The organism is Novosphingobium sp. 1529 (assembly GCF_040544855.1).
GTDB classification, from domain to species: Bacteria; Pseudomonadota; Alphaproteobacteria; order Sphingomonadales; family Sphingomonadaceae; genus Novosphingobium; species Novosphingobium capsulatum.
In genome coordinates this window covers 94,905-116,049 of sequence record NZ_JBEPKW010000012.1, presented here as the reverse complement: position 1 = coordinate 116,049, position 21,145 = coordinate 94,905, and the positions used below count along the sequence as shown (strand labels likewise).

Sequence of the window (21,145 nt, the reverse complement as noted above, 5' to 3'; positions counted from 1 at the left end):
GCGCTGAGACGCAGAGAAAATCTTATCCTCAGCGCCTCTGCGCCTCTGCGCGAAATTTGCATCAGTATTTGCCAATGTGCACAGCGGGCTCTCTCCCACCGTCACCCTGAACTCGTTTCAGGGTCCAGGCCGCATCCTCACGCTGTGCAACAAACCCGCGAGTAATGAGCGAGCTGGATGCCGAAACAAGTTCGGCATGACAGAGGGGTACTAGAGGCGTCTCGTGGTGCTGCCCCGCTCCGCCTCCGCTCAGCGCGGCTGCATATCCCGCGCCTCTGCCGGCACGCGCACTTCCAGGCCGTCCAGCGCAGGGTCGAGCACGATCTGGCAGGCGAGGCGGCTGGTGCGGGTGACCCCGACGGCAAGGTCGAGCATGTCTTCCTCGTCCTCGCTGGCTTGTATCAGGCGGTCGAACCAGTCAGGTGCAACGACGACATGGCAGGTGGAGCAGGCCATCTGACCTTCGCACGTGCCTTCGAGCGGCATGCCGGCGTTCTGGCCCAGTTCCAGCAGGCGTTGCCCTGCCTCGCCCTCGGCCGCCACGCGCTGGCCATCGGCTGTGAGGAAGGTGACGCGAACCATAGGCACTAGACTCCCTGCATCTGCGCCGCCGCATTCAGCACGGCAGCAGCCTCCTTCAGTTCCTCACCCGTGGTATAACGTCCGAAACCGATGCGGATCGCGGTTTTGCTATCCCTGTCGGAAAGTCCCAGGGCGCGCAAGACATGGCTGGGCCTTCCCGAGCTACTGGCGCAGGCCGATCCGGCAGAAAACGCAACATTGCGACATTCTGACAACAGCCTGGCCACATCAAGCCCCGGCTTGCGCAAGTTGAGGTTGCCATGCCAGCGCTGCGTGGCGCTGCCGTTGAGCGTCCATCCGGCAAACAGGCCAAGCGCCTGTTCCCACAGCGTCTCAACATGCTGTCCATCGCTTTTCCACAGGCTGGTGCATAGCGCTGCCGCCGCACCGAACCCCGCGCATAGCGCCGGGCTGAGCGTGCCGGACCGCAAGCCACCTTCCTGCCCGCCGCCATGGACGAGAGGCGCCAGTTCGAGCCCATCGCGCACCCATAGCGCGCCGATGCCCTTGGGCCCGTGCAGCTTGTGCGCCGAAATCGCCACCAGATCGGCCCCTTCGGGCGCCGCCAGCTTGCCCGCGCCCTGCACCGCATCGCACAGGAACAGCGCGCCCATGGCGTGCGCCCGCGCGGCCAGCTCGGCCACGGGCTGCACCGTGCCGATCTCGTTGCTCACCTGCATCACCGCGAACAGGCCGGTGCCGGCGGGAATGGTCACGTCAGGATCGACCAGCCCGGCCCCGTCCACCGGCAGCACGGTGAGCGCGGGATCGTGGAACCGCGCCGTGTCGAGCACGGCGGCGTGTTCGATGGCCGACACCGCCAAATGCCGTTTCCCCACGCCCGCGATGGCCAGATTGAGCGCCTCGGTCGCGCCAGAGGTGAAGATCACCCGCCCGCCTGGCGGAAACAGCGCGGCCACTTGCGCACGGGCCACCTCTACCACCGCTGCAGCCGAGCGGCCCGGGCGGTGCGGGCTGTGTGGATTGGCAAAGCCGGCGCGCAGATCTTCCGGCCCGGCGAGCCAGGGCAGCATCGCCGCGCGCGCTTCTGGTGCTAGGGGGGTAGTGGCCTGATAATCGAGATAGATCATGCCACGCCCGCTATCGTGCGCCAGGCTGACAGGAAACGATCCACCGCCTCCTCGCTCGTCTCGCGCCCCAGGGACACGCGAATCACCTCGTTCGCGCCGGCCACGCCCATGGCATCGAGCACATGGCTGGTCCGCAGCGATCCTGATGAACAGGCGCTGCCCGCCGACACCGCCAGTCCCATGCCATCAAAGCGGATCAGCTGCGCCGTGGCCGACTTGCCCGGCATGCGATAGGCCCCGATTGCGGCCAAGCGCGGGGCATCGGCGGCGATCACTTCGGCCCCGCTCGCCACCAGCGCGCTTTCCAGCCGCGCGCGCAAGCGCTGTGCGGTTTCCAGCCAGGCCACACCAGCCTCCAGCGCCGCGGCCATGGCCAGGGCGCCAGGCAGGTTTTCGGTACCGGGTCGATAGCCGCGCTCCTGCCCACCAGTGGGATGGAGCAGCGCCCAATCGCGCACCAGCAAGGCGCCAACCCCGATCGGCCCGCCAAACTTGTGTGCCGAAATGGCGATCAGGTCGGCCTCTGGCAGCGGCAGCTTGCCCGCGCCTTGCGCCGCATCGGCCAGCAAGACGCCGCCGGCATCGCGCACCGCCTGGGCGACCGCCGCCAGCGGCTGGATCACCCCGGTTTCGTTGTTGACCTGCTGCACCGCCACCAGCCCGGCAAGCGCGGATGAAGCAGGAACGACCAGGCCACGGCCATCGACGGCAAGGCGCGCGGCATCGCCGGCCAGGCGTAGCACCGCCTCGTGCTCCACCGCCGAAACCGCCATCAGCGGCGCCTTCGCCCGGCCGATGGCCAGGGCCAGCGCCTCGCTCGCGCCGCTGGTCAGGACCACCTCGCCCGACCAGCCCAACGCGGCCTTGATCCGGTTGCGGGCATCTTCCAGCGCGGCCCGCGCCGCACGGCCGGCGGCGTGCGGGCTGGAGGGATTGGCCCAGCGCGCCATCCCCTCCAACAGCGCGTCACGCGCCTGCGGCAAGAGCGGCGTGGTGGCCGCGTGATCGAAATAAAGCGAGAGCGACAACGAGAAATCCCGGAAAAGTTGCGTTTACGAGGTTCGTTTCTATATAGCGACCAGTTCCATGCCCAGCCCCGACCGCGCATTGCCCTTGAAACAGGGTCTTGCACCGCCGGTCTCCAGGGCCAGCCAACAGGTTCATCAGGTCAACGATGCCCGCAGTCATCTTCCCCGGTCCCGAAGGTCGCCTCGAAGGCCGCTTCCAGCCCGCCACGCGCAGCCGCGCGCCTGTCGCCATGATCCTGCATCCCCACCCGCAGGCCGGTGGCACGATGAACGACCGTGTAACCCAGGCGCTGTACAAGACATTCGTGGCGCGCGGCTTTGCCACGCTGCGCTTTAACTTCCGCGGCGTGGGCCGCAGCCAGGGCAGCTTTGACAACGGCGTGGGCGAATTGTCCGATGCCGCTGCAGCGCTCGATTGGGTGCAGTCGATCCATCCCGAAGCTTCGGCTACGTGGATTGCCGGCTATTCGTTCGGCGCATTGATCGGCATGCAGCTCTTGATGCGGCGCCCGGAAATCCGCGGCTTCATCTCGGTCTCGCCGCCGGCCAACATGTATGATTTCAGCTTCCTAGCGCCCTGCCCGGCCTCGGGCATCATCGTGCAAGGGTCTGCCGATACGGTGGTGACGCCCAATGCCGTGCAGAAGCTGGTCGACAAGCTGCGCACGCAAAAGCACATCACGATCCATCACGACGAAATCCCGCGCGCCAACCACTTCTATGAAAACGAGTTGGACGAGATGATGAAGTCGGTGGACAATTACCTCGACTTCCGCCTGTCGCCCGATTGCCCGATCCGCTGATCGGCGCAGGCCTGGCATAAGGAAAGGCCCTGACAGCGCGCGCTGCCGGGGCCTTTTTCATCGGCGTGCCTGCGCTCGTTCGGCGCGCAGGTCGCGGCGCGCCCAGATCAGAAATGTACGATCAATCGTGGGCACGCGGTCAACGAGAACGTAGTCATGCGCCAGCGCCGCCTGCACCAGGGCGCGCGGTCCCTCCGCGACAACGGGATCGACCGCGCGGCTCGCCGTGACGATCGCGCCGGGGCGGCTGGCCAGGATGCGGCGCTCTTCGGCAACGGGATCTACCCCCAGGGCATCGGCCTCGGCCGCGTTGACGAGATGGTGGGGAAAGAGGAAGCGGGTTGGCGCGCAGGCGCTGGTGCGCAAGTAGAGGATCGACGGGCCGTCATAGACGTAGAGGCAATGGCCAGACACGTAGGGAGCGAGCGAACCCACCATGCGATCGGTGGCACCGGCGCTTTGCCGGGCAACGAAATAGCTGGCCGGCATGAACAGCAACGGCCATCCCAGCATCAGGCATCCCGCCACAAAACCCCAGCGTCCCCCGCGCAAGGCCCAGGCGCCAGCTAGCGCCGCCGGCAAAGCCACCGGCAGGGCATAGCAGCTGAAAACATCACCCAGCATGGCAAAGCCGCAGAGCGCGCTGGCGAGCCACCCAGCAAGCAAGGCCCAGTCGGCCCACGCCGCGATGGGCATGGCCTGGCGCAGGCGCACCAGCCCGATCAGCGCTGCCGCCAGCAGGCCACCACCACAGGCCGCAACTTCCGCCAATTGCTGATGGTGGAATGCAGCGGGAAAAGCGTGGCGATGAAAGATCGAGACGAAGTTGGCAAAGACGAACTCTACCAGGTGACCGATCGCCGCATACCACGCCAAGGCCAAGGCCGTAGGCAGCAGCGCGACGGCCAACATCGCTGCGGCCATGACCACTAAGCGTCCAGGCCGCGCGCCGACCGCCACCAGGCGCCACAGGAACCAGCAGCCCAGGAATGCCCCTTCGGCAACGACGGTATACTTGATCTGGATCGCCAGCCCCAGCGCGACCATCGCGCCCAGCGCGAGGCGCAACACGGCGCGAGACGACGTAGCATCATTGGCGCGAAACGCACACCACGCGGCATACGCGGTGAAGGCGTTGTAGAAGACCGCCGTCTGCCCACCCGCGCCATGCAGGATATTGAGCGCCAGGACATAGCCCACCGCGCCGAGGATGGCCGCGCCCTCTCCCGCATGGCGCCGGGCCATGGCGCGGATCAGCCAGGCGGTGACGATGACAAAGCCTGTTGCCACCAACTGGTACTGCACAATGCCCGCGCCCCCCAGCAGCCGGATTGCGGCATAGAGCAGGAACAGCCCAACCGGCTTGCGGTCCCACAGATCGACATAGGGCAATTGCCCATGCAGCAGGCGATCGCCGGCCAGCAGGTAGAACTGTTCATCGAGATCAAGCAGCGGATTGCCAAACGTCGGCAGGCGCAGCGCCAGGACCAGCAACGCGATCAGCGCAAACGGCCACCAGCGCGCCAGGCTGCTGCCCGTGGCAGGCCGTGCCTTAATGCCGCTGATTGCCCTGGTTGCCACGATCACCCCTTGCCGCCCCTCATGCCTCCATGCCGCAAGCGGGTAACGGCGTGGTTAACGCCGGCCAAACGAAGACCCCCGGTACGCCAGGGCGCACCGGGGGTCTTGCAGACGCTGCGTGGGCAGCGCGGATGATCAGGCCGAGACGGGCGCCGCCTTGCGCACGCTTTCGTCCACATGCTCCATGAACTGCTCGAAGTTGTCGATGAACTTCTTGACCAGTTCCTGGGCGGTCTTGTCGTATTCGCCGGCATCGGCCCAGGCGCCCCGCGGATCGAGCAGCTTGGTATCGACGCCCGGCACTTCCACCGGCACTTCAAAGCCGAAGTTGGGATCTTCGCGGAATTCGGCGCTGTTGAGGCTGCCATCGAGCGCGGCATTGAGCAGCGCGCGGGTGGCCTTGATCGGCATGCGCTTGATGCCTTCCTGCGTGGCCTTGCCGCCCGACCAGCCGGTGTTGACCAACCAGCACTTCACCCCGCCCTTGGCGATGCGTTCCTTCAGCAGGTTGCCATAGATCGAGGGGTGACGCGGCATGAAGGGCGCGCCGAAGCAGGTGGAGAAGGTTGCTTCCGGTTCGGTCACGCCGATTTCGGTGCCTGCCACGCGGGCGGTATAGCCCGAGAGGAAGTGATACATCGCCTGGTCGGGCGTGAGGCGGGCGATCGGCGGCAGCACGCCATAAGCATCGGCGGTGAGGAAGATCAGGTTCTGCGGCACAGGGCCGAGGTTTTCTTCCGAGGCATTGGGGATGAAATCGATCGGATAGGAACCGCGGCTGTTTTCCGCCAGGCTGGCGTCATCCAGATCGATTTCGCGCGTGACGGGATCGATCACCACGTTTTCCAGCACCGTGCCGAACCGCTTGGTGGTGGCAAAGATTTCCGGCTCAGCCTCGGCCGAGAGGCGGATCATCTTGGCATAGCAGCCGCCTTCGAAGTTGAACACGGCGGTATCCGACCAGCCATGTTCGTCGTCCCCGATCAGGGTGCGGCTGGCGTCGGCCGACAGCGTGGTCTTGCCGGTGCCCGAGAGGCCGAAGAACACGGCGGTGTCGCCATTGGGGCCGATGTTGGCCGAGCAGTGCATCGGCATCACGCCCTTGACCGGCAGCAGGTAGTTGAGGATGCCGAACACCGACTTCTTCATTTCACCGGCATAGGCCGTGCCGCCGATCAGGATCAGCTTTTCGGTGAAGTTGACCGCGATCACGGTTTCGCTGCGGCAGCCGTGGCGGGCCGGATCGGCGCGGAAGCTGGGCAGATCGATGATCGTGTATTCCGGGGCGAAGCCGGCCAGTTCATCGGTCGTCGGGCGCACCAGCAGCGTGCGGATGAACAGGTTGTGCCAGGCAAACTCGTTGATCACGCGCACGTTGACGCGGTGTTCGGGCTGCGAGCCGCCGAACAGGTCAGCGACGTAGAGCTTGTCCTTGGTGGCGAGCGCAGCAAGGAAATCTTCCTTCAGCGCGGCAAAGTGCGCCGGGCTCATGCCCACGTTGGTCTTGCCCCACCACACGGTGTTTTCGGTTTCGGCGTCGCGGACGATGAACTTGTCCTTGGCCGAGCGGCCGGTGTGCTTGCCGGTGGCGACGACGAAAGGACCGTCCTTCGCCAGGACGCCTTCCCCGTTCTTCACCGCATGTTCCACCAGCGGGGCGGTGCCGAGGTTGGCAAACAGCTCGGCAGGTTCAGGAAAACCCTGCGCGGACAAGGAAATGTTCAGGCTGTTGGCGGACATCACAAGCCTCCCGTTTGGTGGGCCATGCTGCACCCCGGACTGTCTGGAGCCGTGGGCAAAAAGGCAGGCCACTGATTGCAAAAGCGCGGTATCGAGCATGATCGCACAGCCGCATTGCCGTTGTTTTCCGGCTTCGCATACGAATGCCGAATACGAATGCGCGATTCCCTGTTCGGATAGTTGACCACCCGCCCCGCGTCAAACCGGATCGACCCAAGATTTTTGCGCAGCAAGTTGCACAATTTTCAACTGCTGCCCTGTCGCAGCTTGTCCCCACACGACCAAATCCAACGTCCTTGGGGGTTTCTTGCCAGCCGCGCCTGCGCGCCCTAATCTAGGCGCCACCCTGGTAGGCCACACCCGAGCAGGCCCACTCGAGCAGGATCGCCGCAACGCCTATGCACAATGCCCCTGCCCCCCAGCCCGAAGGCACGGGCACGCCCCCGGCAGGGCAGAGCCAGCCGCGCCGCACGATCGCGCTGGTCGATGATGATCGCAATATCCTGACCACGGTATCGATCGCACTGCAGACCGAGGGCTTTGTCACCCGGCTCTACAACGACGGCGATACCGCGCTCAAAGCGCTGCTCGACAATCCGCCCGACCTGGCGGTGTGCGACATCAAGATGCCGCGCATGGATGGCCTGGAATTGCTGCGCCGCCTGCGCGAGCAGAGCGACCTGCCGGTGATCTTCCTGACCAGCAAGGACGACGAGGCCGACGAGGCACTGGGCCTGGCTATGGGCGCCGACGATTACATCGCCAAGCCATTCAGCCAGCGCCTGTTGCTCGCCCGCATTCGCGCCATTTTGCGGCGCAGCGAAATCGTGCGCCGCGATCCGGTTGCCGCCGATGCCGAGCCGGCCGAAAACCTGCCCGATCCGATCCGCCGCGGCCGCCTGGCGATGGACCCGGCGCGCCACCTGGTGACCTGGACAGACAAACTGGTTTCGCTGACGGTAACCGAATTCCTCATCCTCGAGGCGCTGGCCGTGCGCCCCGGCGTGGTGCGCACCCGCGACCAGCTGATGAACGCGGCCTATCACGACGACGTCTTTGTCGACGATCGCACGATCGACAGCCATATCAAGCGTCTGCGCCGCAAGTTCCGCGCGGTCGATCCGCAGTTTTCCGCGATCGAGACGCTCTATGGCGCGGGCTACAGCTACAGCGACGAATGACGCCGGCCAACTCTGCCCCGCCCGCGCCAGAGCGCAGTGCGCGCATGCTGGTGCCGCGTGCACTGCGGCCGCGCGGCCTCTCGCTCACCGCACGTATCCTGGCGGTCAACGTCATCGCGCTGGCGCTGCTGGCAGGCAGCTTCTTCTATCTCGATAGCTACCGTTCGCAGCTGCTGGGCGAGCGTTTCAAGCTGGCGCGGGCCGAGGCGGAAATTGCCGCCGATGCGCTCGATGGCGCCAGCCTGGCGCAGCAAAAGACGCTGCTGGTGCGCATCGGCCAGGAACAGCGCCTGCGTCTGCGCCTCTATGATCGCGAAGGCCGCCTGGTGGCAGACAGCTTTGCCCTGGCGCCACCCAGCTTCGCCCTGGTCGATCCCACGGGCGAGCCATGGTACCAACATGCCGCGCGCCTGCTCGATCGCGGGGTCGATTTCATCGTCGGCGCGCCCCCGGTGGAACGCTATGCCGAGCCGGCCGATCCGGGAGCCGGCAACTGGCCCGAAGTGGTGCGCGCCCGTGCCGCCCATTCCACCCAGGTCTATCTGCGCTATGCCCCCGATCGCACCCCGGTGCTGACCGCCGCGACGCCCGTGGGGAGCGACAGCGATGGGCAGATGCTGCTGGCCATGCGCAATGCCGTGGATATCACCCAGGCGGTGCGCGATGCGCGCCAGACCCTGGTGATCATCATCGGCCTTGCCCTGATGCTGTCGGTGCAGTTGTCGTTGTTCCTGGCGCGCACCATAGTCCAGCCGTTGCGCGCGCTGGTGCGCGCAGCGGTGCGGGTGCGGCTGGGCCGTGACCGCGAAGTGGTGGTGCCCCGCCTGCCCGATCGCGGGGACGAGATCGGCCTGCTCGCCCGCGCCTTTTCCGACATGACCATGGCTCTGCGCCATCGCATCGACGCGGTGGAAAGCTTTGCCGCCGATGTCGCCCACGAACTCAAGAACCCGCTGGCTAGCCTGGCCAGCGCGATCGAGTCGCTCGACCGGGTGGAAGATGCCACGCTGCGCCGGCAACTCACCGCGATCGCCACCCACGATGTCCAGCGGATCGATCGCCTGATCACCGAAATCGCCGATGCCAGCCGGATCGATGCGGAGCTGAGCCGCGCCACGTTCGTGCGGCTCGACCTGGGCGGTCTTGCCGCGCAGGTGGTGGGGGCACGCGGCGCCCGGGAAACGCGCGGCGGCGCGGTGATCCGCCTGCGCCAGCCCGATCCCGGCACTTACGCCCCGCTGGTGCTGGGCGATGCCATGCGGCTGGAGCGCGTGCTGGAAAACCTGCTCGACAACGCCGTGTCGTTCTCTCCGCCCGGCGGCGCGGTGGACGTGGCAGTGTGGACACAGGGGCCGCGCGAGGGTGAAGACGCCCGCGTCATGCTGAGCGTGACCGACGAGGGACCCGGCATCCCCCAGGCCGAGCGCGGCAAGGTGTTCGAGCGCTTCCATTCGGTGCGACCGGCCGAGGAGGCGTTTGGCGCGCACAGCGGCCTGGGCCTCGCGATCGCCCGCACCATTGCCGAAGCCCACGATGGCCGCTTGGCGATCATCGACCGCCCCGATGGCGCACATGGCGCCTGCCTGGTCCTGACCCTGCCCTATGCCGGGGAACTGCGCGCATGACCGCGGCGGGCCAGACGCACCAGGCCACGGCAGTGGCGATCGGCGGGCGCGCCGTGATGATCGAGGGGCCACCGGGCAGCGGCAAGTCCAGTCTGGCGCTGGCGCTGATCGATCGCGGTGCGCAGCTGGTGGGCGATGACGGGCTGCTCCTCCTGCCAGATATCGCGCCGGGCAACGCGCCACGGCTGCTGGCCCAACCCCATCCCCGCATCGCCGGCTTGCTGGAAGTGCGCAATCTGGGGCTGCTGCGCTTTCCCCACCTGGCACAGGCGCCGGTGGCCTTGGTGCTGCGCCTCGACGCAGATGCGCCGCGCTTCATCGATGCGGCAGGTCGCGTTGAGCGCGCCGGAATAGCCGTGCCGATGGTGCAGTTATGGCCAGAAACGCCGATGCTGGCCCTGCGCGCCACGCTCGCGCTGGAACACTATGGCCTGGGCTGAGTGCCATGCCTGCAACAAGATCAGGGCTGGCCGTCGCGTAACCGCACTTTTCTTTGCCCGCCAATGCGCGCAAAAGGTCGTGCATGGTCGCCACCGATAGTTCCGCTCTGCCCGATCCGGATTCGCCGCAACGCATCCTGCTGGTCACTGGCCTCCTCGGCGCAGGCAAGACCACGGCGCTGCGCACGTTGGAAGACTTGGGCTGGGAAGCGATCGACAATTTCCCGATCCGCCTGCTAGATCGCCTGCTGGAAACCGAACCGGGCCAGGCCCGCAGCGAAAGCGGTGGGATCGATGCCGGAACGCCGCTCGCCATCGGCTTTGACACCCGCACCCGCGGGTTTGATCCGCAGACGATTATCGAGCGGGTCAAGGCGCTGAGCACGCGGCCCAACCTCTCTGTCACCACCCTGTTTCTCGACTGCAGCGGGGCAGAGCTGGAGCGCCGCTACAACGAAACCCGCCGGCGTCATCCGATGAGCGAGGACAAGCCCGCCGCCAGCGGCATCGCTGCCGAGCGCGATCTGCTGGCCCCACTGCGCCGCTGGGCCGACGTAGTCATATCCACCACCGATTTCACCACCAACGACCTGCAGCAGGCCATCCGCCAGCAGTTCGGTGCGATCTCACCGAGTCGCACCACGGTCACGATCAGCAGCTTCGGCTTTTCCCGCGGCACCCCGCCGCTCGCCGACCTGGTTTTCGACATGCGTTTCCTCAACAATCCGCACTGGGATGAAACGCTGCGGCCGATGACCGGCAAGGACGCCCCGGTGGGCGATTACATCCGCAACGACCCTGCCTTTGCCGAGGCTTTTGACCGGATTCTGGGGCTTTTGCGCCTGCTCCTTCCCCGCTTCGCGGCCCAGGGCAAGGCCTATGTCCACATCGCCTTCGGCTGTACCGGCGGGCGCCATCGCTCGGTCTTCATGGCCGAAGAGATCGCACAAGGCTTGCGCAATTCCGGTTTTTCACCCACATTGTTGCACCGCAACCTTGCCGCCCGCGGCGCCAACCTGCTGGAAGGCGCCCAGGCGGTTCAGGTATGACAATGATGCCAGTGACAATGCCAATGATAACGATAGCGCGGGCAGCGAATATCCTGCGCTCGGGGGATGGGACGGTTCTGAAAGACATGCCTTGTGAATGCCAGCATTCTGGCAGCCCACATGTGCCCGCCAAGGCTCTGTTAAGCTTGGTTGTGGCATCTTGTCAGGCTGTATTTCGGAGCCCGTTCCCTTCATGATCGGCCTTATTCTCGTCACCCATGGTGCCCTTGCCGACGAATTCATCCATGCGATGGAACATGTCGTGGGCCGACAACAGGACGTCATTGGCGTCTGTATCGGCCCCAATGACGATATGGAGCGTCGCCGCAAGGAGATCGCCGATGCCATCCGCCGGGTCGATAGCGGCGAAGGCGTCATCATCCTCACCGACCTGTTCGGCGGCACGCCTTCGAACCTCGCGATCTCGCTGATGCAGGCGGGCCGGGTGGAAGTGATCGCCGGGATCAACCTGCCCATGCTGATCCGGCTTGCCAAGGCGCGCGGATGCATGAATGTTCGCGATGCCACGGCCGCCGCGCGCGATGCCGGCCGCAACTATATCACGATCGCTTCGGAATTCCTGGGCCAGGACGCATAAATCCCACGCCCGAGGGTTTCCCGAACAAAGCGACGCACCCGACAACGACGGGCAGGGGAAGAGGAAAGCCGATGTCGAGCCAAAGCTACGTTGCCCGAGAGACGATCACCATCGTCAACCAGCGCGGCCTTCACGCCCGCGCCAGTGCCAAGTTCGTCAATGCCGTGGCCAAGTTGCCTTCTGGCGTTGACGTGAAGGTGTTCAAGGAGGGCACCGAGGCAGCCGGCGGCTCTATCCTGGGCCTTATGATGCTGGGCGCGGCCAAGGGTGATACCATCGATGTCGTGGTGTCTGGCCCGGAAGGTGAAGCGGATTCTGTGCTGCTCAAGCTGGCGGGCCTGGTCAAGGACGGGTTCGGCGAAGACTGAAAGCCTTGCCCATCGCGGCTGGCTGACGCATGGACCGCCCCATGTCCCGCCCAACGTCCCGCCGTACGATCACCGGGTTTTCCAACCCCACCGTCAAATTCGTCCGCAGCCTGCGCGACAAGAAGCACCGCAAGCGCGAGCAGCGCTTTCTGGCCGAGGGTCTGCGCCTGTTGACGGATGCCCGGACCGGTGGGCGCCTGCCCGAAATCCTGCTGATGGCCCAGGGGCGCGAGGCGCATCCGCTGCTGTCAGACCTGGAAAGCGCGGTTTCGGCTGCCGGGGGCGATGTGATCGAGTTGCCGGTGGATATCCTGGCCAAGGTGACCGGCAAGGATAACCCGCAGGCCGTGGCCGGTGTCTTTGCCGAATGGGACACGGGCCTGGCGCAGATCGATCGCCGCGCCGCGCCGCTGTGGCTCGTGGCGCAGGCCATGCGCGATCCGGGCAATCTGGGCACGATGCTGCGTACCGCCGATGCCGTGGGCGCAGGCGGGCTGATCCTGATCGATGATTGCGTCGATCCTTTTTCGGTAGAGGCGGTGCGCGCCAGCATGGGCGCCATCTTCACCCAGCGCCTCGCCCAGGCGCGCTGGGACGAATTCCTGCCCTGGCTGCGCACCGGCACCGGCCAGTTGGTGGCTGCATCGTTGCGCAATGCCGTGCCATATCGCGGCGCCCCTTATGCGGGTCCCTGCTTCGTCATGGTGGGCAACGAATCGCGCGGCCTGCCCGAAGACTATGAGCTGGCCTGCGACCTGCGCGTGACCATGCCGATGAAGGGCCGCGCTGACAGCCTCAACGCTGCCGTCGCTGGCGCCGTGCTCGCCTATGAAGTGCTGGCAAGCCTGGAAAGCTGAGTTCGGCGCAAGGGGGCTTCGACAAGCTCAGCCCGAACGGGTTTCGGGGAGGGACTTTCCGCCTTCGTTAGCCCTGAGCCTGTCGAAGGGCCCAGCGCGACACCCGCGGGTCAAACCGGCCGCCGCGCGCGCAGGGCCTGGGCCAGGGTGCCCTCGTCCATATAGTCCAGTTCTCCCCCCACGGGCAGGCCATGCGCCAGTTGCGTCACGCGCACGGGCAAGTCTTCCAGCCGTTCGGCAATATAGTGCGCCGTGGTCTGCCCCTCGAGCGTGGCGTTCATCGCCAGGACCACTTCATCAATCCCGCCGGCGCGAACCCGATCGAGCAACCGGCCGATGGTCAGGTCTTCCGGCCGCACGCCTTCGAGCGCGGAAAGCCGCCCGCCCAGCACGTGATAGCGCCCGGTGAACAGCCGCGCGCGATCAAGCGCCCAGAGGTCTGCCACATCCTCCACCACGCACAGCGCGCGCGCATCGCGGCGCGGATCGGCACAGATCCCGCACGGATCGGTGGTGTCCACATTGCCGCAGGTCTGGCATTCCACCAGGTTCTGGCGCACGGTATCAAGCGCGGCCAGCAGTTGCGGCAGCGCGCTTTCACGCCGCTTGATGAGCCAGAGCACAGCCCGCCGCGCCGAGCGGGGGCCGAGGCCGGGCAGACGGGCCAGTGCGCTCGCCAGCGCCTCGATCTCTTGCGATGCCATGGCGCGACAGATAGGGCCGCGCGCAGGATTGGAAAAGGACCCATTGCACCATGCGCGTTGTCTTCATGGGCACACCCGAATTTGCCGTGCCCACGCTTGATGCGCTGGTGGCCGCCGGCCACGATGTGGTGGCGGTCTACAGTCAGCCGCCGCGCCCGGCCGGCCGGGGCAAGAAGCTGCAGCCCTCGCCCGTGCATCTGGCGGCAGAGCGGCATGGCTTGCCCGTGCTCACCCCCGTCGGCCTCAAGGGGGCGGACGAACAGGCCGCCTTTGCCGCGTATGGCGCCGATGTGGCCGTGGTGGCGGCCTATGGCCTGATCCTGCCGGCCGCGATCCTGGCAGCCCCGGCAAAGGGCTGCCTCAACGTGCATGGCTCGCTGCTGCCACGCTGGCGCGGCGCAGCACCGGTGCAACGTGCCATCCTGGCAGGCGATGTGCACACCGGCATCACCATCATGCAGATGGAACGCGGGCTGGATACCGGGCCTATGCTGGCGACCGTGGCCACGCCGGTGGCAAGCAAGACCGCCGGCGCGCTGACCGCTGAACTCGCCACGCTGGGCGCAGACCTGATGGTGCGCGTGCTGGCCGATCTGGCCAGCTTTACGCCAGAGGTTCAGCCCGAAGCGGGCGTGACCTATGCCGCCAAGATCGACAAGGCGGAAAGCCGCCTCGATTTCGTCCAACCGGCCGAACAGGTGGAGCGCCAGGTGCGCGCTTTCGCCCCTGCCCCCGGTGCCTTTTTCGAACTGGATGGCGAACGCTATCGCGTGCTCGCTGCGCAGGTGGTGGCCGGTGAAGGCGCGCCCGGCACGGTGCTGGACGATGTGCTGACAATCGCCTGCGGACAAGGCGCCATTCGCCCGCTGACCGTGCAGCGCGCCGGCCGCCCAGCGATGGACACCGCCGCTCTCCTGCGCGGCCGCGCCATTCCGGCGGGCACGGTGCTCGCCTGATGCCGCGCTATGCTCTCACGCTGGAATTCGATGGCGGCCCGTTCATGGGGCTGCAGCGCCAGTCTCACGGCCCATCGGTGCAGCAAGCGGTGGAGGAAGCGGCGCAAAGCGTGGTGGGGCATCCCGTCATTCTGCATGCCGCCGGCCGCACCGATACCGGCGTTCACGCGCTTGGCATGCGCGCGCATATCGATGTGGCGCGGCCGTTCGATCCGTTCCGCCTGTCAGAGGCGCTCAACGCTCGGCTCAAGCCCGATCCGATCGCCGTGCTCGATTGCCGGATCGTGCCCGATGACTGGCATGCGCGCTTTTCCTGCCTTGGCCGCGCCTATGAGTATCGCATCGCCAACCGGCGCGCGCCGCTCACGCTCGATGCCGGCCGCGCCTGGCGCATCGCGCGGCCGCTGGATACGGCCGCGATGCACGAGGCAGCGCAGGAGCTGGTCGGCAACCACGATTTCACCACGTTCCGCTCGGTCCATTGCCAGGCGGCCAGCCCCGTTAAGACGCTCGACCGGCTCGACGTGCGCCGCGAAGGGGACATGGTGATCATCGAGACGGCGGCGCGCAGCTTCCTGCACCACCAGGTGCGATCGATGGTGGGGTGCCTGGGCCTGATCGGCCAGGGCCACTGGACGCGCGCTGATCTGGTGGCCGCGCTCCACGCCCGTGATCGCCAGAAGCTGGGCCACAATGCCCCGCCCGAAGGCCTCTATTTCGTGAAGGCGGTGTATCCCGGCGAGGATTGAGTTCGCACGCGGGGGGCTTCGACAAGCTCAGCCCGAACGGATTTCAACTTCGGCTGCATCCGTTCGCCCTGAGCTTGTCGAAGGGCGTCAAGCGCCCAGCATCACGCCTTGTGCGCGACGCTTTCTGGCAGGTCCTTGGCAAACACCCGCTGATAATATTCGGCCACCAGCACGCGCTCGGCCTCGTCACACTTGTTGAGGAACGAGAGGCGGAAGGCAAAGCCGACGTCGTTGAAGATCTGGCTGTTCTGCGCCCAGCTGATCACGGTACGCGGGCTCATCACCGTGGAAATGTCGCCAGCCATGAAGCCCTTGCGGGTCAGGTCGGCCACGCGGACCATCTGCGCGATCACCTGGGCATCCAGGCCTTGCACCTTCTTGGAAACCACGTCGATTTCGGTTTCCGCGGGCAGATAGTTGAGCGCGACGACCAGGTTCCAGCGGTCCATCTGGCCCTGGTTGATCGCCTGCGTGCCGTGATAGAGGCCCGAGGTATCGCCCAGGCCCACAGTATTGGCCGTGGCGAACAGGCGGAAGAACGGATTGGGGCGAATCACCCGGTTCTGGTCGAGCAGGGTCAGCTTGCCTTCGGTTTCCAGCACGCGCTGGATCACGAACATCACGTCGGGGCGGCCTGCATCGTATTCGTCGAACACCAGCGCGGTCGGGGTCTGCAGCGCCCAGGGCAGCAGGCCTTCGCGGAATTCGGTCACCTGCAGACCATCGCGCAGCACGATGGCGTCGCGGCCGATCAGGTCGATACGGCTGATGTGGGCATCGAGGTTGATGCGCACGCACGGCCACTTCAGGCGCGCGGCGACCTGCTCGATATGCGTCGATTTGCCGGTGCCGTGATAACCTTGCACCATGACGCGGCGGTTGTAGGCAAAGCCGGCCAGGATCGCGAGCGTGGTATCGGGATCGAAGACATAGTTGTCGTCGGTATCGGGCACGCGCTCGTCGGCCTGGGAAAAGGCCGGCACGGTCATGTCGATGTCGATGCCAAAAACCTCGCGCACCGAAACCTGAGTATCGGGCGCGGGCAGGACGGTGGTGGTGCCAGCGTGGGCCACGAGATTGGAAGTGTCGCTCATCATTTACCTGCCTATCCGCGCGGGCGCCGCGCTGCAACATGCTTTGGCATGCGCTTTTGGCCCGGCTTGCATTTGCGCCGGCCGAGCCCATACGCAGTGGGCCTGGGCGGCCAAGCTGCTATGCTGCCGGCCATAACGCGCGAATCGAGAGAATGATGCGTGGGCCGCGATCGACCGGCCAACCCGCAGGAGGGATGCCAGCATGCCCCAAGGCCTGTTCGTGTGGTACGAGGTGACAACCGATGCTCCCGATGCGGTGCGCGCCTTTTACGAAGGCGTGATCGGCTGGCGGATCGCCGATCCCTCGCCCGGCCACGAAACCGCCGCGATCGATTATCGCCATATCTACCGTGCCGATGGCGCCGGACAGGGCGGCATGCTGGTCCTGCGCCCCGAGATGATCGCGGCCGGCGCGCGGCCATGGTGGGTGCCCTACCTGATGGTCGATAGCGTGCCGGACACGCTGGCCGCGATCACGGCCGATGGCGCGCGCGTGTGGATGCCTCCCACGACCATTGCCGAGGGCACCTTTGCCATGGTGGCAGACCCGTGGGGCGCGCCGTTCTACCTGATCGATCCAACCCCGCCGCCGGGGCAAGACACACCGCCACCGCCGGTCTTTGCGCTGGACATTACCCAGGCGGTCACCTGGAACGAGCTGTTCACCACCGATCTGCCCGGCGCGCGGACATTTTATGCGCGGCATTTCGGCTTTACCTATCCCGAGGCGATGCCGATGGGCGCCTTTGGCGATTACCAGTTCATCGCCCATCCCCTGCAGGGCCGCATCGGGGCGATGATGGCCCGCCCCAGCGCCGATGCGCCGCTGGGCTGGCGCACCTATTTCCGCGTGGCAGACGTGCGCGCGGCTGCCCAGGCGGTGCGGGATCTGGGCGGAACGCTGGAAGGCGATGTGCACGAAGTGCCTGGCGACGACCTGATGATCCAGGCACGCGATCCTGCCGGCGCCTTTTTCGGGCTGGTCTCGCGCAAGGCCGCCGCCGGATGACCTGGACCCTCCCTGGGCAAGGCTGCACAGCATGAATGACACGAATTCGAAGGCGCATGCGGCGCCACTCGCCGGCCCCGCCGATCCCTTTGCCACCGGCGGATGCAGCTGCGGCGCGGTGCGCTATGCCATGGCAATCGCGCCCTATGTGGTCCACTGCTGCCATTGTCACGAGTGCCAGGTACTGAGCGGCAGCGCCTTTGCCATCAATGCCGTGGTGGAGACAGAATGCCTCACGCTGTTGGCTGGCACAGTGGCACCGGTCGCCGTGCCGACGCACAGCGGGCGGGGGCAGACGATCATGCGCTGCACGGCGTGCCAGACAGCGGTATGGAGTCATTATGGCAGCCTGGGGCAAAAGGCGGCCTTCGTGCGCGCCGGCACGCTCGATTCGCCCGCGCTGTGCCCGCCAAACGTGCACATCTATGTGCGCACCCGGCTGCCATGGATCACGCTGCCTGATGGCATTCCCGCGTTCGACGGGTTTTACGCCGGCCGCGATGTGCCACAGATCTATGGTGCAGAAGGCGCCGCCCGGCTGGCCACGCTGCGCGCCCGCCCGGAATAGGCGGCTGGCAGCAAAGGATATTCTACGCCGCAGCGCGCAATACGGTTTTCACTAAGCAGTAATCCGTATGAGTCCCCATCGATAGTTTGGTTAATCATGCGTTAGTCACGATCACGCATGCCCTGCCCTTGCGGTGCACCGCGATATCGCGGCGCACCAATTCGGGCAGAAACGCCAGCGGGCCGCGCCCATTGGCAATGGGGGCACAGCGCATGAACACGGCGACGCAGCAGGCCCGGCAGGGCGGGCGCTATGCCCTGCTCGATGAGATGCGCGGCATCGCGGCGCTGGCGGTCTGCCTGTTTCACATTGGCACGCGGGCCACGGGCATCCAGTTGTTTCCCAACGGCTATCTTGCCGTCGATTTCTTTTTCATGCTCAGCGGCTTTGTCCTCGCCGAAGCCTATGAGGCGCGCCTGGTTGCCGATGCACCGGATCGTGCACCCGTGATGGACTGGGCCGGCTTTGCCCGGCGGCGGCTGGTGCGGATGGCGCCGGTGGCGGTGCTGGGCGCCGGGCTGGGTGGGCTCTATCTCGTCGCGCGTTGCCTGGTTTCCCCTGATCGGTCCGATCCGCTGGACCAGGTGCTGCTGGCCAATGCCCTCAATCTGCTGATCCTGCCCAAGCTATGGCATGGCGCGGCGACGGGGTGGGAACTGTTCCCGGCCAATGGCCCGCTGTGGTCGCTGTTCTTCGAAATCCTCGCCAACCTCGCCTGGGCAGCATTCCTGGTACGGCGCAGCACGGCGCTGCTCGCGGCCGGCGTCGCGCTCGCGGGGTTGGCGCTGGTTGCCTGCGCGCTGCGCCATGGCACAGTCGATCTGGGCTGGCAGGCCACTTCGCTGGACGGCGGTCTGGCCCGGGTCTGCTTCGGGTTCGGCTGCGGCCTGCTGCTCCACCGCTTGCGCCACGCGCTCCCGGTAATGAACCGGGCCGCCGCAACCTTGGCCGCGCTGGCGCTGGTCTATGCCCTGGCGCTGCCGGTGCAGCACCTGCCGTGGACGTTGTTCATGGCCATGGCCTTTCTGCCCTGCGTGCTGGTGGTGGCAGTGGCCGCCGGCAGCCATCGCGCCATGCCCGGCGGCACCTGGCTGGGCCGCATTTCCTATCCGCTTTATGGCATTCACGTGCCTATGCTCGCCATCGTATCGGGCGCAGCCAAGCGCATGCTGCAGGGTGAGCCGCTGGGCGCCTGGGGCATTGCCCTGGTCCCGCCCCTGCTACTGGCCGCGTGGCTGGTTCTGACGCGGATCGACGAACCGTGCCGTGCCGCGCTGACGCGATGGCTTGAACACACGGCGCGGCGCCCTCGCCAGACGGCGACCATCCACCATGGTTGACGCGGGGAGGCTGCGCGCAGATTCAAACTTGCTCCAGATTGAACCGGTCTTGCCGCTGTTACTGCGTGAAAGCGCCAATATGAACGGGAAACACCGGCACGTTGCACCGCAATATCGCGTTATAACCAGGCAGGATCGGCAGCGATTCACACCTTGGCCGCCAGGGTGTTTGTGCAATTACCCATAAGACAAGTCAGGTCGCAATCATGACTTGCGTGGCCGAGGAACGTGTCTGTTCTTCCCGACCACACAGTATCCTCGCAAAATACTTGTGGATCAACTTTCCGCCCATACGGTGGAATGAAGGAGAATGAACATGGCAGTGATCAATGGCACCAGCGGCGATGACACCATCGCCGCGCCCAAGGGCAACAACATCATCAACGCCGGGGCTGGCGACGACGTTGTCACCGGCGGCTCGGGTAAGAACATCATCAGCGGCGGCGATGGCAACGACGTGCTTTATGGTGGCGGCGGCAACGACGCGATCTATGGTGGCGACGGCAACGACATTCTCAAGGGTGGCGGCGGCAAGGACGCGCTGACCGGCGGCGCCGGGGCAGACCAGTTCGTGTTCCGCTCGGGCGAAGGGTTTTCCTCGTTCGCGTTCACCGGCGGCCATGGCGTCAACAGCGTCTACCAGTGGGTAACGGTCGAAGATCTCAACTTTGCCGATCACGACGTGGTGCGCATCACCGGGTTCGACAGCATCTTCAACGCCATCGGCCTGACCGTGAAGGGCACCGGCTCTGCCTATATCGATTCGCAGGACGACGTGAACAAGCTGGCCGCCTATCTCAAGGCGCACCCCGATGCGGGCACCTATTTCGTCAACACCAGCGGGTTCGACGGCACCACGTTCGTCCTCAACGATGGGCTCGGCCATCAGCAGGCCCTCACGCTCAGCCACATCATCGCCGACGATACCGTCGCGATCTGATCGCCCCGCGCTGGGGCATACCGCCCCGGCTGCGTGTCATCCTTGCGCCCTGCCATGGCTTGCCACGGCAGGGCGTTTTTTCTGGCAAGCGGGCATCATGGCGCGCTATCCCTGTGCCATGGGCCGCCGTATGGGCGCGCCAAGCAGAGGGACCAAAGCGATGAGCGTGTTCGACAGCATCCTGGGCCAGGTGAGCAGCGCGGTGGACGTGAAGAATCTGGCAGCAAAGCTGGGCATCGATCCCGCTCAGGCCGAAACCGCCATCGCGGCCTTGGCCGCGGGCCATCAGGCCAAGGGCGACACCATCGAAACCGCAGCTGCCAATACCGGACTTGATGCTGGCCTGCTGCAGCAGATCGTCGGCCACATCGGCGGCGAAGGCGCACTGTCACAATTCGCCACGATCCTGGGTGATCATCCCGATGCGCTGGGCCAGGTCAGCAAGTTCCTCGACAAGGATGGTGACGGCAACCCGCTCAACGACATCGCCGGCCTGGCCAAGGGACTGTTCAGCTAAATCCCATGATGGATACGGTTCTTTCCCTGCTGGTGCTTGCCACCGTGGCGCTCGTCGGTGGCGCAGTGTTTTTCTGGCGCCGTGGCGAGCGCAAGCGGCCAGCCCTGATGCTCGGCATGGCATTCCTGATCGCGGCCGATCTCGCCGTCTGGCTTACCCCGGTCGCCGGCGGCCCGTCGCTGATCGAAGTGGCTCACCAGGCACCGGATTGACGACAATCCCGCCCTGCGTCGGCTAACCTTTATGTGTTCCCGCCAAGATTGAAGCCTTTGCGGTGTGTTATTCGTTCAATCCCAAAGATTTTCTTTTGCACAAAGCGCAACTT

23 protein-coding genes are annotated in these 21,145 nt (G+C 65.9%); 16 read left to right on the top strand and 7 right to left on the bottom strand.

What is annotated here, in order from left to right; all coding sequences use genetic code 11:
* Window positions 1–249: 249 nt before the first annotated feature.
* From ABIC78_RS18565 to ABIC78_RS18555, 3 genes are read right to left on the bottom strand one after another with little or no spacing between them, the layout of a single operon-like run.
* On the bottom strand, window positions 250–582 hold the full coding sequence (locus ABIC78_RS18565; protein WP_171793628.1) for a 2Fe-2S iron-sulfur cluster-binding protein: 333 nt from the start codon (window positions 580–582) through the stop codon (window positions 250–252).
* A gap of 5 nt (window positions 583–587) precedes the next feature.
* Entirely contained in the window at window positions 588–1,673 is a 1,086-nt protein-coding gene (locus ABIC78_RS18560) for a cysteine desulfurase family protein (protein ID WP_354491256.1), read from the bottom strand.
* Window positions 1,670–2,701, bottom strand: a complete 1,032-nt coding sequence (locus ABIC78_RS18555) for a cysteine desulfurase family protein (protein ID WP_354491254.1) — start codon at window positions 2,699–2,701, stop codon at window positions 1,670–1,672. Before ABIC78_RS18555 ends, ABIC78_RS18560 begins: the two co-directional genes overlap by 4 nt.
* A 146-nt stretch (window positions 2,702–2,847) precedes the next feature.
* Here ABIC78_RS18555 and ABIC78_RS18550 point away from each other — a divergent pair, with 146 nt between their 5' ends.
* Complete coding sequence (locus ABIC78_RS18550) at window positions 2,848–3,504, top strand: alpha/beta hydrolase (RefSeq protein ID WP_022677177.1); 657 nt, start codon at window positions 2,848–2,850, stop codon at window positions 3,502–3,504.
* A 57-nt stretch (window positions 3,505–3,561) separates the two neighbouring features.
* Here the strand turns inward: ABIC78_RS18550 and ABIC78_RS18545 are convergent, their stop codons facing one another.
* Both ABIC78_RS18545 and ABIC78_RS18540 read right to left on the bottom strand, forming a co-directional pair.
* Window positions 3,562–5,085 carry a glycosyltransferase family protein gene (locus ABIC78_RS18545; RefSeq protein ID WP_354491251.1) on the bottom strand — a complete coding sequence of 508 codons (1,524 nt, stop codon included), beginning with the start codon at window positions 5,083–5,085 and terminating at the stop codon, window positions 3,562–3,564.
* Between the two features lie 135 nt (window positions 5,086–5,220).
* Window positions 5,221–6,825, bottom strand: coding sequence for a phosphoenolpyruvate carboxykinase (locus ABIC78_RS18540; RefSeq protein WP_171799328.1), 1,605 nt, complete (start codon window positions 6,823–6,825; stop codon window positions 5,221–5,223).
* 398 nt (window positions 6,826–7,223) lie between these two features.
* On the opposite strand from ABIC78_RS18540, the gene ABIC78_RS18535 reads away from it, so the two are divergent.
* From ABIC78_RS18535 to ABIC78_RS18505, 7 genes are all read left to right on the top strand, one after another.
* Entirely contained in the window at window positions 7,224–8,006 is a 783-nt protein-coding gene (locus tag ABIC78_RS18535) for a response regulator transcription factor (RefSeq protein ID WP_022677180.1), read from the top strand.
* A complete protein-coding gene (locus ABIC78_RS18530) occupies window positions 8,003–9,631 on the top strand; it encodes a stimulus-sensing domain-containing protein (RefSeq protein WP_502915698.1) in 1,629 nt (542 codons plus the stop codon). The genes ABIC78_RS18535 and ABIC78_RS18530 overlap by 4 nt, the downstream gene beginning before the upstream one ends.
* Window positions 9,628–10,071: an HPr kinase/phosphorylase gene (locus ABIC78_RS18525; protein ID WP_168352766.1), complete on the top strand. Its 444-nt coding sequence runs from the start codon at window positions 9,628–9,630 to the stop codon at window positions 10,069–10,071. The genes ABIC78_RS18530 and ABIC78_RS18525 overlap by 4 nt, the downstream gene beginning before the upstream one ends.
* An 83-nt stretch (window positions 10,072–10,154) precedes the next feature.
* Window positions 10,155–11,120 carry an RNase adapter RapZ gene (rapZ, locus tag ABIC78_RS18520; RefSeq protein WP_022677183.1) on the top strand — a complete coding sequence of 322 codons (966 nt, stop codon included), beginning with the start codon at window positions 10,155–10,157 and terminating at the stop codon, window positions 11,118–11,120.
* 193 nt (window positions 11,121–11,313) lie between these two features.
* Complete coding sequence (locus tag ABIC78_RS18515) at window positions 11,314–11,718, top strand: PTS sugar transporter subunit IIA (RefSeq protein WP_022677184.1); 405 nt, start codon at window positions 11,314–11,316, stop codon at window positions 11,716–11,718.
* A gap of 71 nt (window positions 11,719–11,789) precedes the next feature.
* Complete coding sequence (locus ABIC78_RS18510) at window positions 11,790–12,086, top strand: HPr family phosphocarrier protein (RefSeq protein WP_168352765.1); 297 nt, start codon at window positions 11,790–11,792, stop codon at window positions 12,084–12,086.
* A gap of 41 nt (window positions 12,087–12,127) precedes the next feature.
* Window positions 12,128–12,943, top strand: a complete 816-nt coding sequence (locus tag ABIC78_RS18505; RefSeq protein ID WP_354491248.1) for a TrmH family RNA methyltransferase — start codon at window positions 12,128–12,130, stop codon at window positions 12,941–12,943.
* Window positions 12,944–13,053: 110 nt separating this feature from the next.
* Here ABIC78_RS18505 and recR read toward each other — a convergent pair whose 3' ends face one another.
* Window positions 13,054–13,647 carry a recombination mediator RecR gene (recR, locus tag ABIC78_RS18500; RefSeq protein ID WP_022677187.1) on the bottom strand — a complete coding sequence of 198 codons (594 nt, stop codon included), beginning with the start codon at window positions 13,645–13,647 and terminating at the stop codon, window positions 13,054–13,056.
* Window positions 13,648–13,697: 50 nt separating this feature from the next.
* On the opposite strand from recR, the gene fmt reads away from it, so the two are divergent.
* Both fmt and truA read left to right on the top strand, forming a co-directional pair.
* Window positions 13,698–14,603, top strand: a complete 906-nt coding sequence (gene fmt / locus ABIC78_RS18495; protein ID WP_354491246.1) for a methionyl-tRNA formyltransferase — start codon at window positions 13,698–13,700, stop codon at window positions 14,601–14,603.
* Window positions 14,603–15,352 carry a tRNA pseudouridine(38-40) synthase TruA gene (truA, locus tag ABIC78_RS18490; protein WP_022677189.1) on the top strand — a complete coding sequence of 250 codons (750 nt, stop codon included), beginning with the start codon at window positions 14,603–14,605 and terminating at the stop codon, window positions 15,350–15,352. Before fmt ends, truA begins: the two co-directional genes overlap by 1 nt.
* Before the next feature lie 101 nt (window positions 15,353–15,453).
* On the opposite strand, the gene cobS is transcribed toward truA, so the two are convergent.
* Entirely contained in the window at window positions 15,454–16,446 is a 993-nt protein-coding gene (cobS, locus tag ABIC78_RS18485) for a cobaltochelatase subunit CobS (RefSeq protein ID WP_107717070.1), read from the bottom strand.
* 202 nt (window positions 16,447–16,648) lie between these two features.
* Between cobS and ABIC78_RS18480 the strand changes: the two genes are divergently transcribed.
* From ABIC78_RS18480 to ABIC78_RS18455, 6 genes are all read left to right on the top strand, one after another.
* Window positions 16,649–17,455: a VOC family protein gene (locus ABIC78_RS18480; RefSeq protein WP_354491243.1), complete on the top strand. Its 807-nt coding sequence runs from the start codon at window positions 16,649–16,651 to the stop codon at window positions 17,453–17,455.
* 31 nt (window positions 17,456–17,486) lie between these two features.
* Window positions 17,487–18,023 (top strand): GFA family protein, encoded by a 537-nt coding sequence (locus tag ABIC78_RS18475; RefSeq protein WP_354491241.1) that lies wholly within the window; start codon window positions 17,487–17,489, stop codon window positions 18,021–18,023.
* A gap of 212 nt (window positions 18,024–18,235) precedes the next feature.
* Window positions 18,236–19,363, top strand: coding sequence for an acyltransferase family protein (locus tag ABIC78_RS18470; RefSeq protein WP_354491239.1), 1,128 nt, complete (start codon window positions 18,236–18,238; stop codon window positions 19,361–19,363).
* Between the two features lie 316 nt (window positions 19,364–19,679).
* Window positions 19,680–20,303, top strand: a complete 624-nt coding sequence (locus ABIC78_RS18465; RefSeq protein ID WP_158442000.1) for a calcium-binding protein — start codon at window positions 19,680–19,682, stop codon at window positions 20,301–20,303.
* Between the two features lie 160 nt (window positions 20,304–20,463).
* The gene (locus ABIC78_RS18460) at window positions 20,464–20,820 is read left to right on the top strand and encodes a hypothetical protein (protein ID WP_022677196.1); all 357 of its coding nucleotides are present in this window, start codon (window positions 20,464–20,466) and stop codon (window positions 20,818–20,820) included.
* A gap of 5 nt (window positions 20,821–20,825) precedes the next feature.
* Window positions 20,826–21,032, top strand: coding sequence for a hypothetical protein (locus ABIC78_RS18455; protein WP_022677197.1), 207 nt, complete (start codon window positions 20,826–20,828; stop codon window positions 21,030–21,032).
* Window positions 21,033–21,145 lie beyond the last annotated feature (113 nt).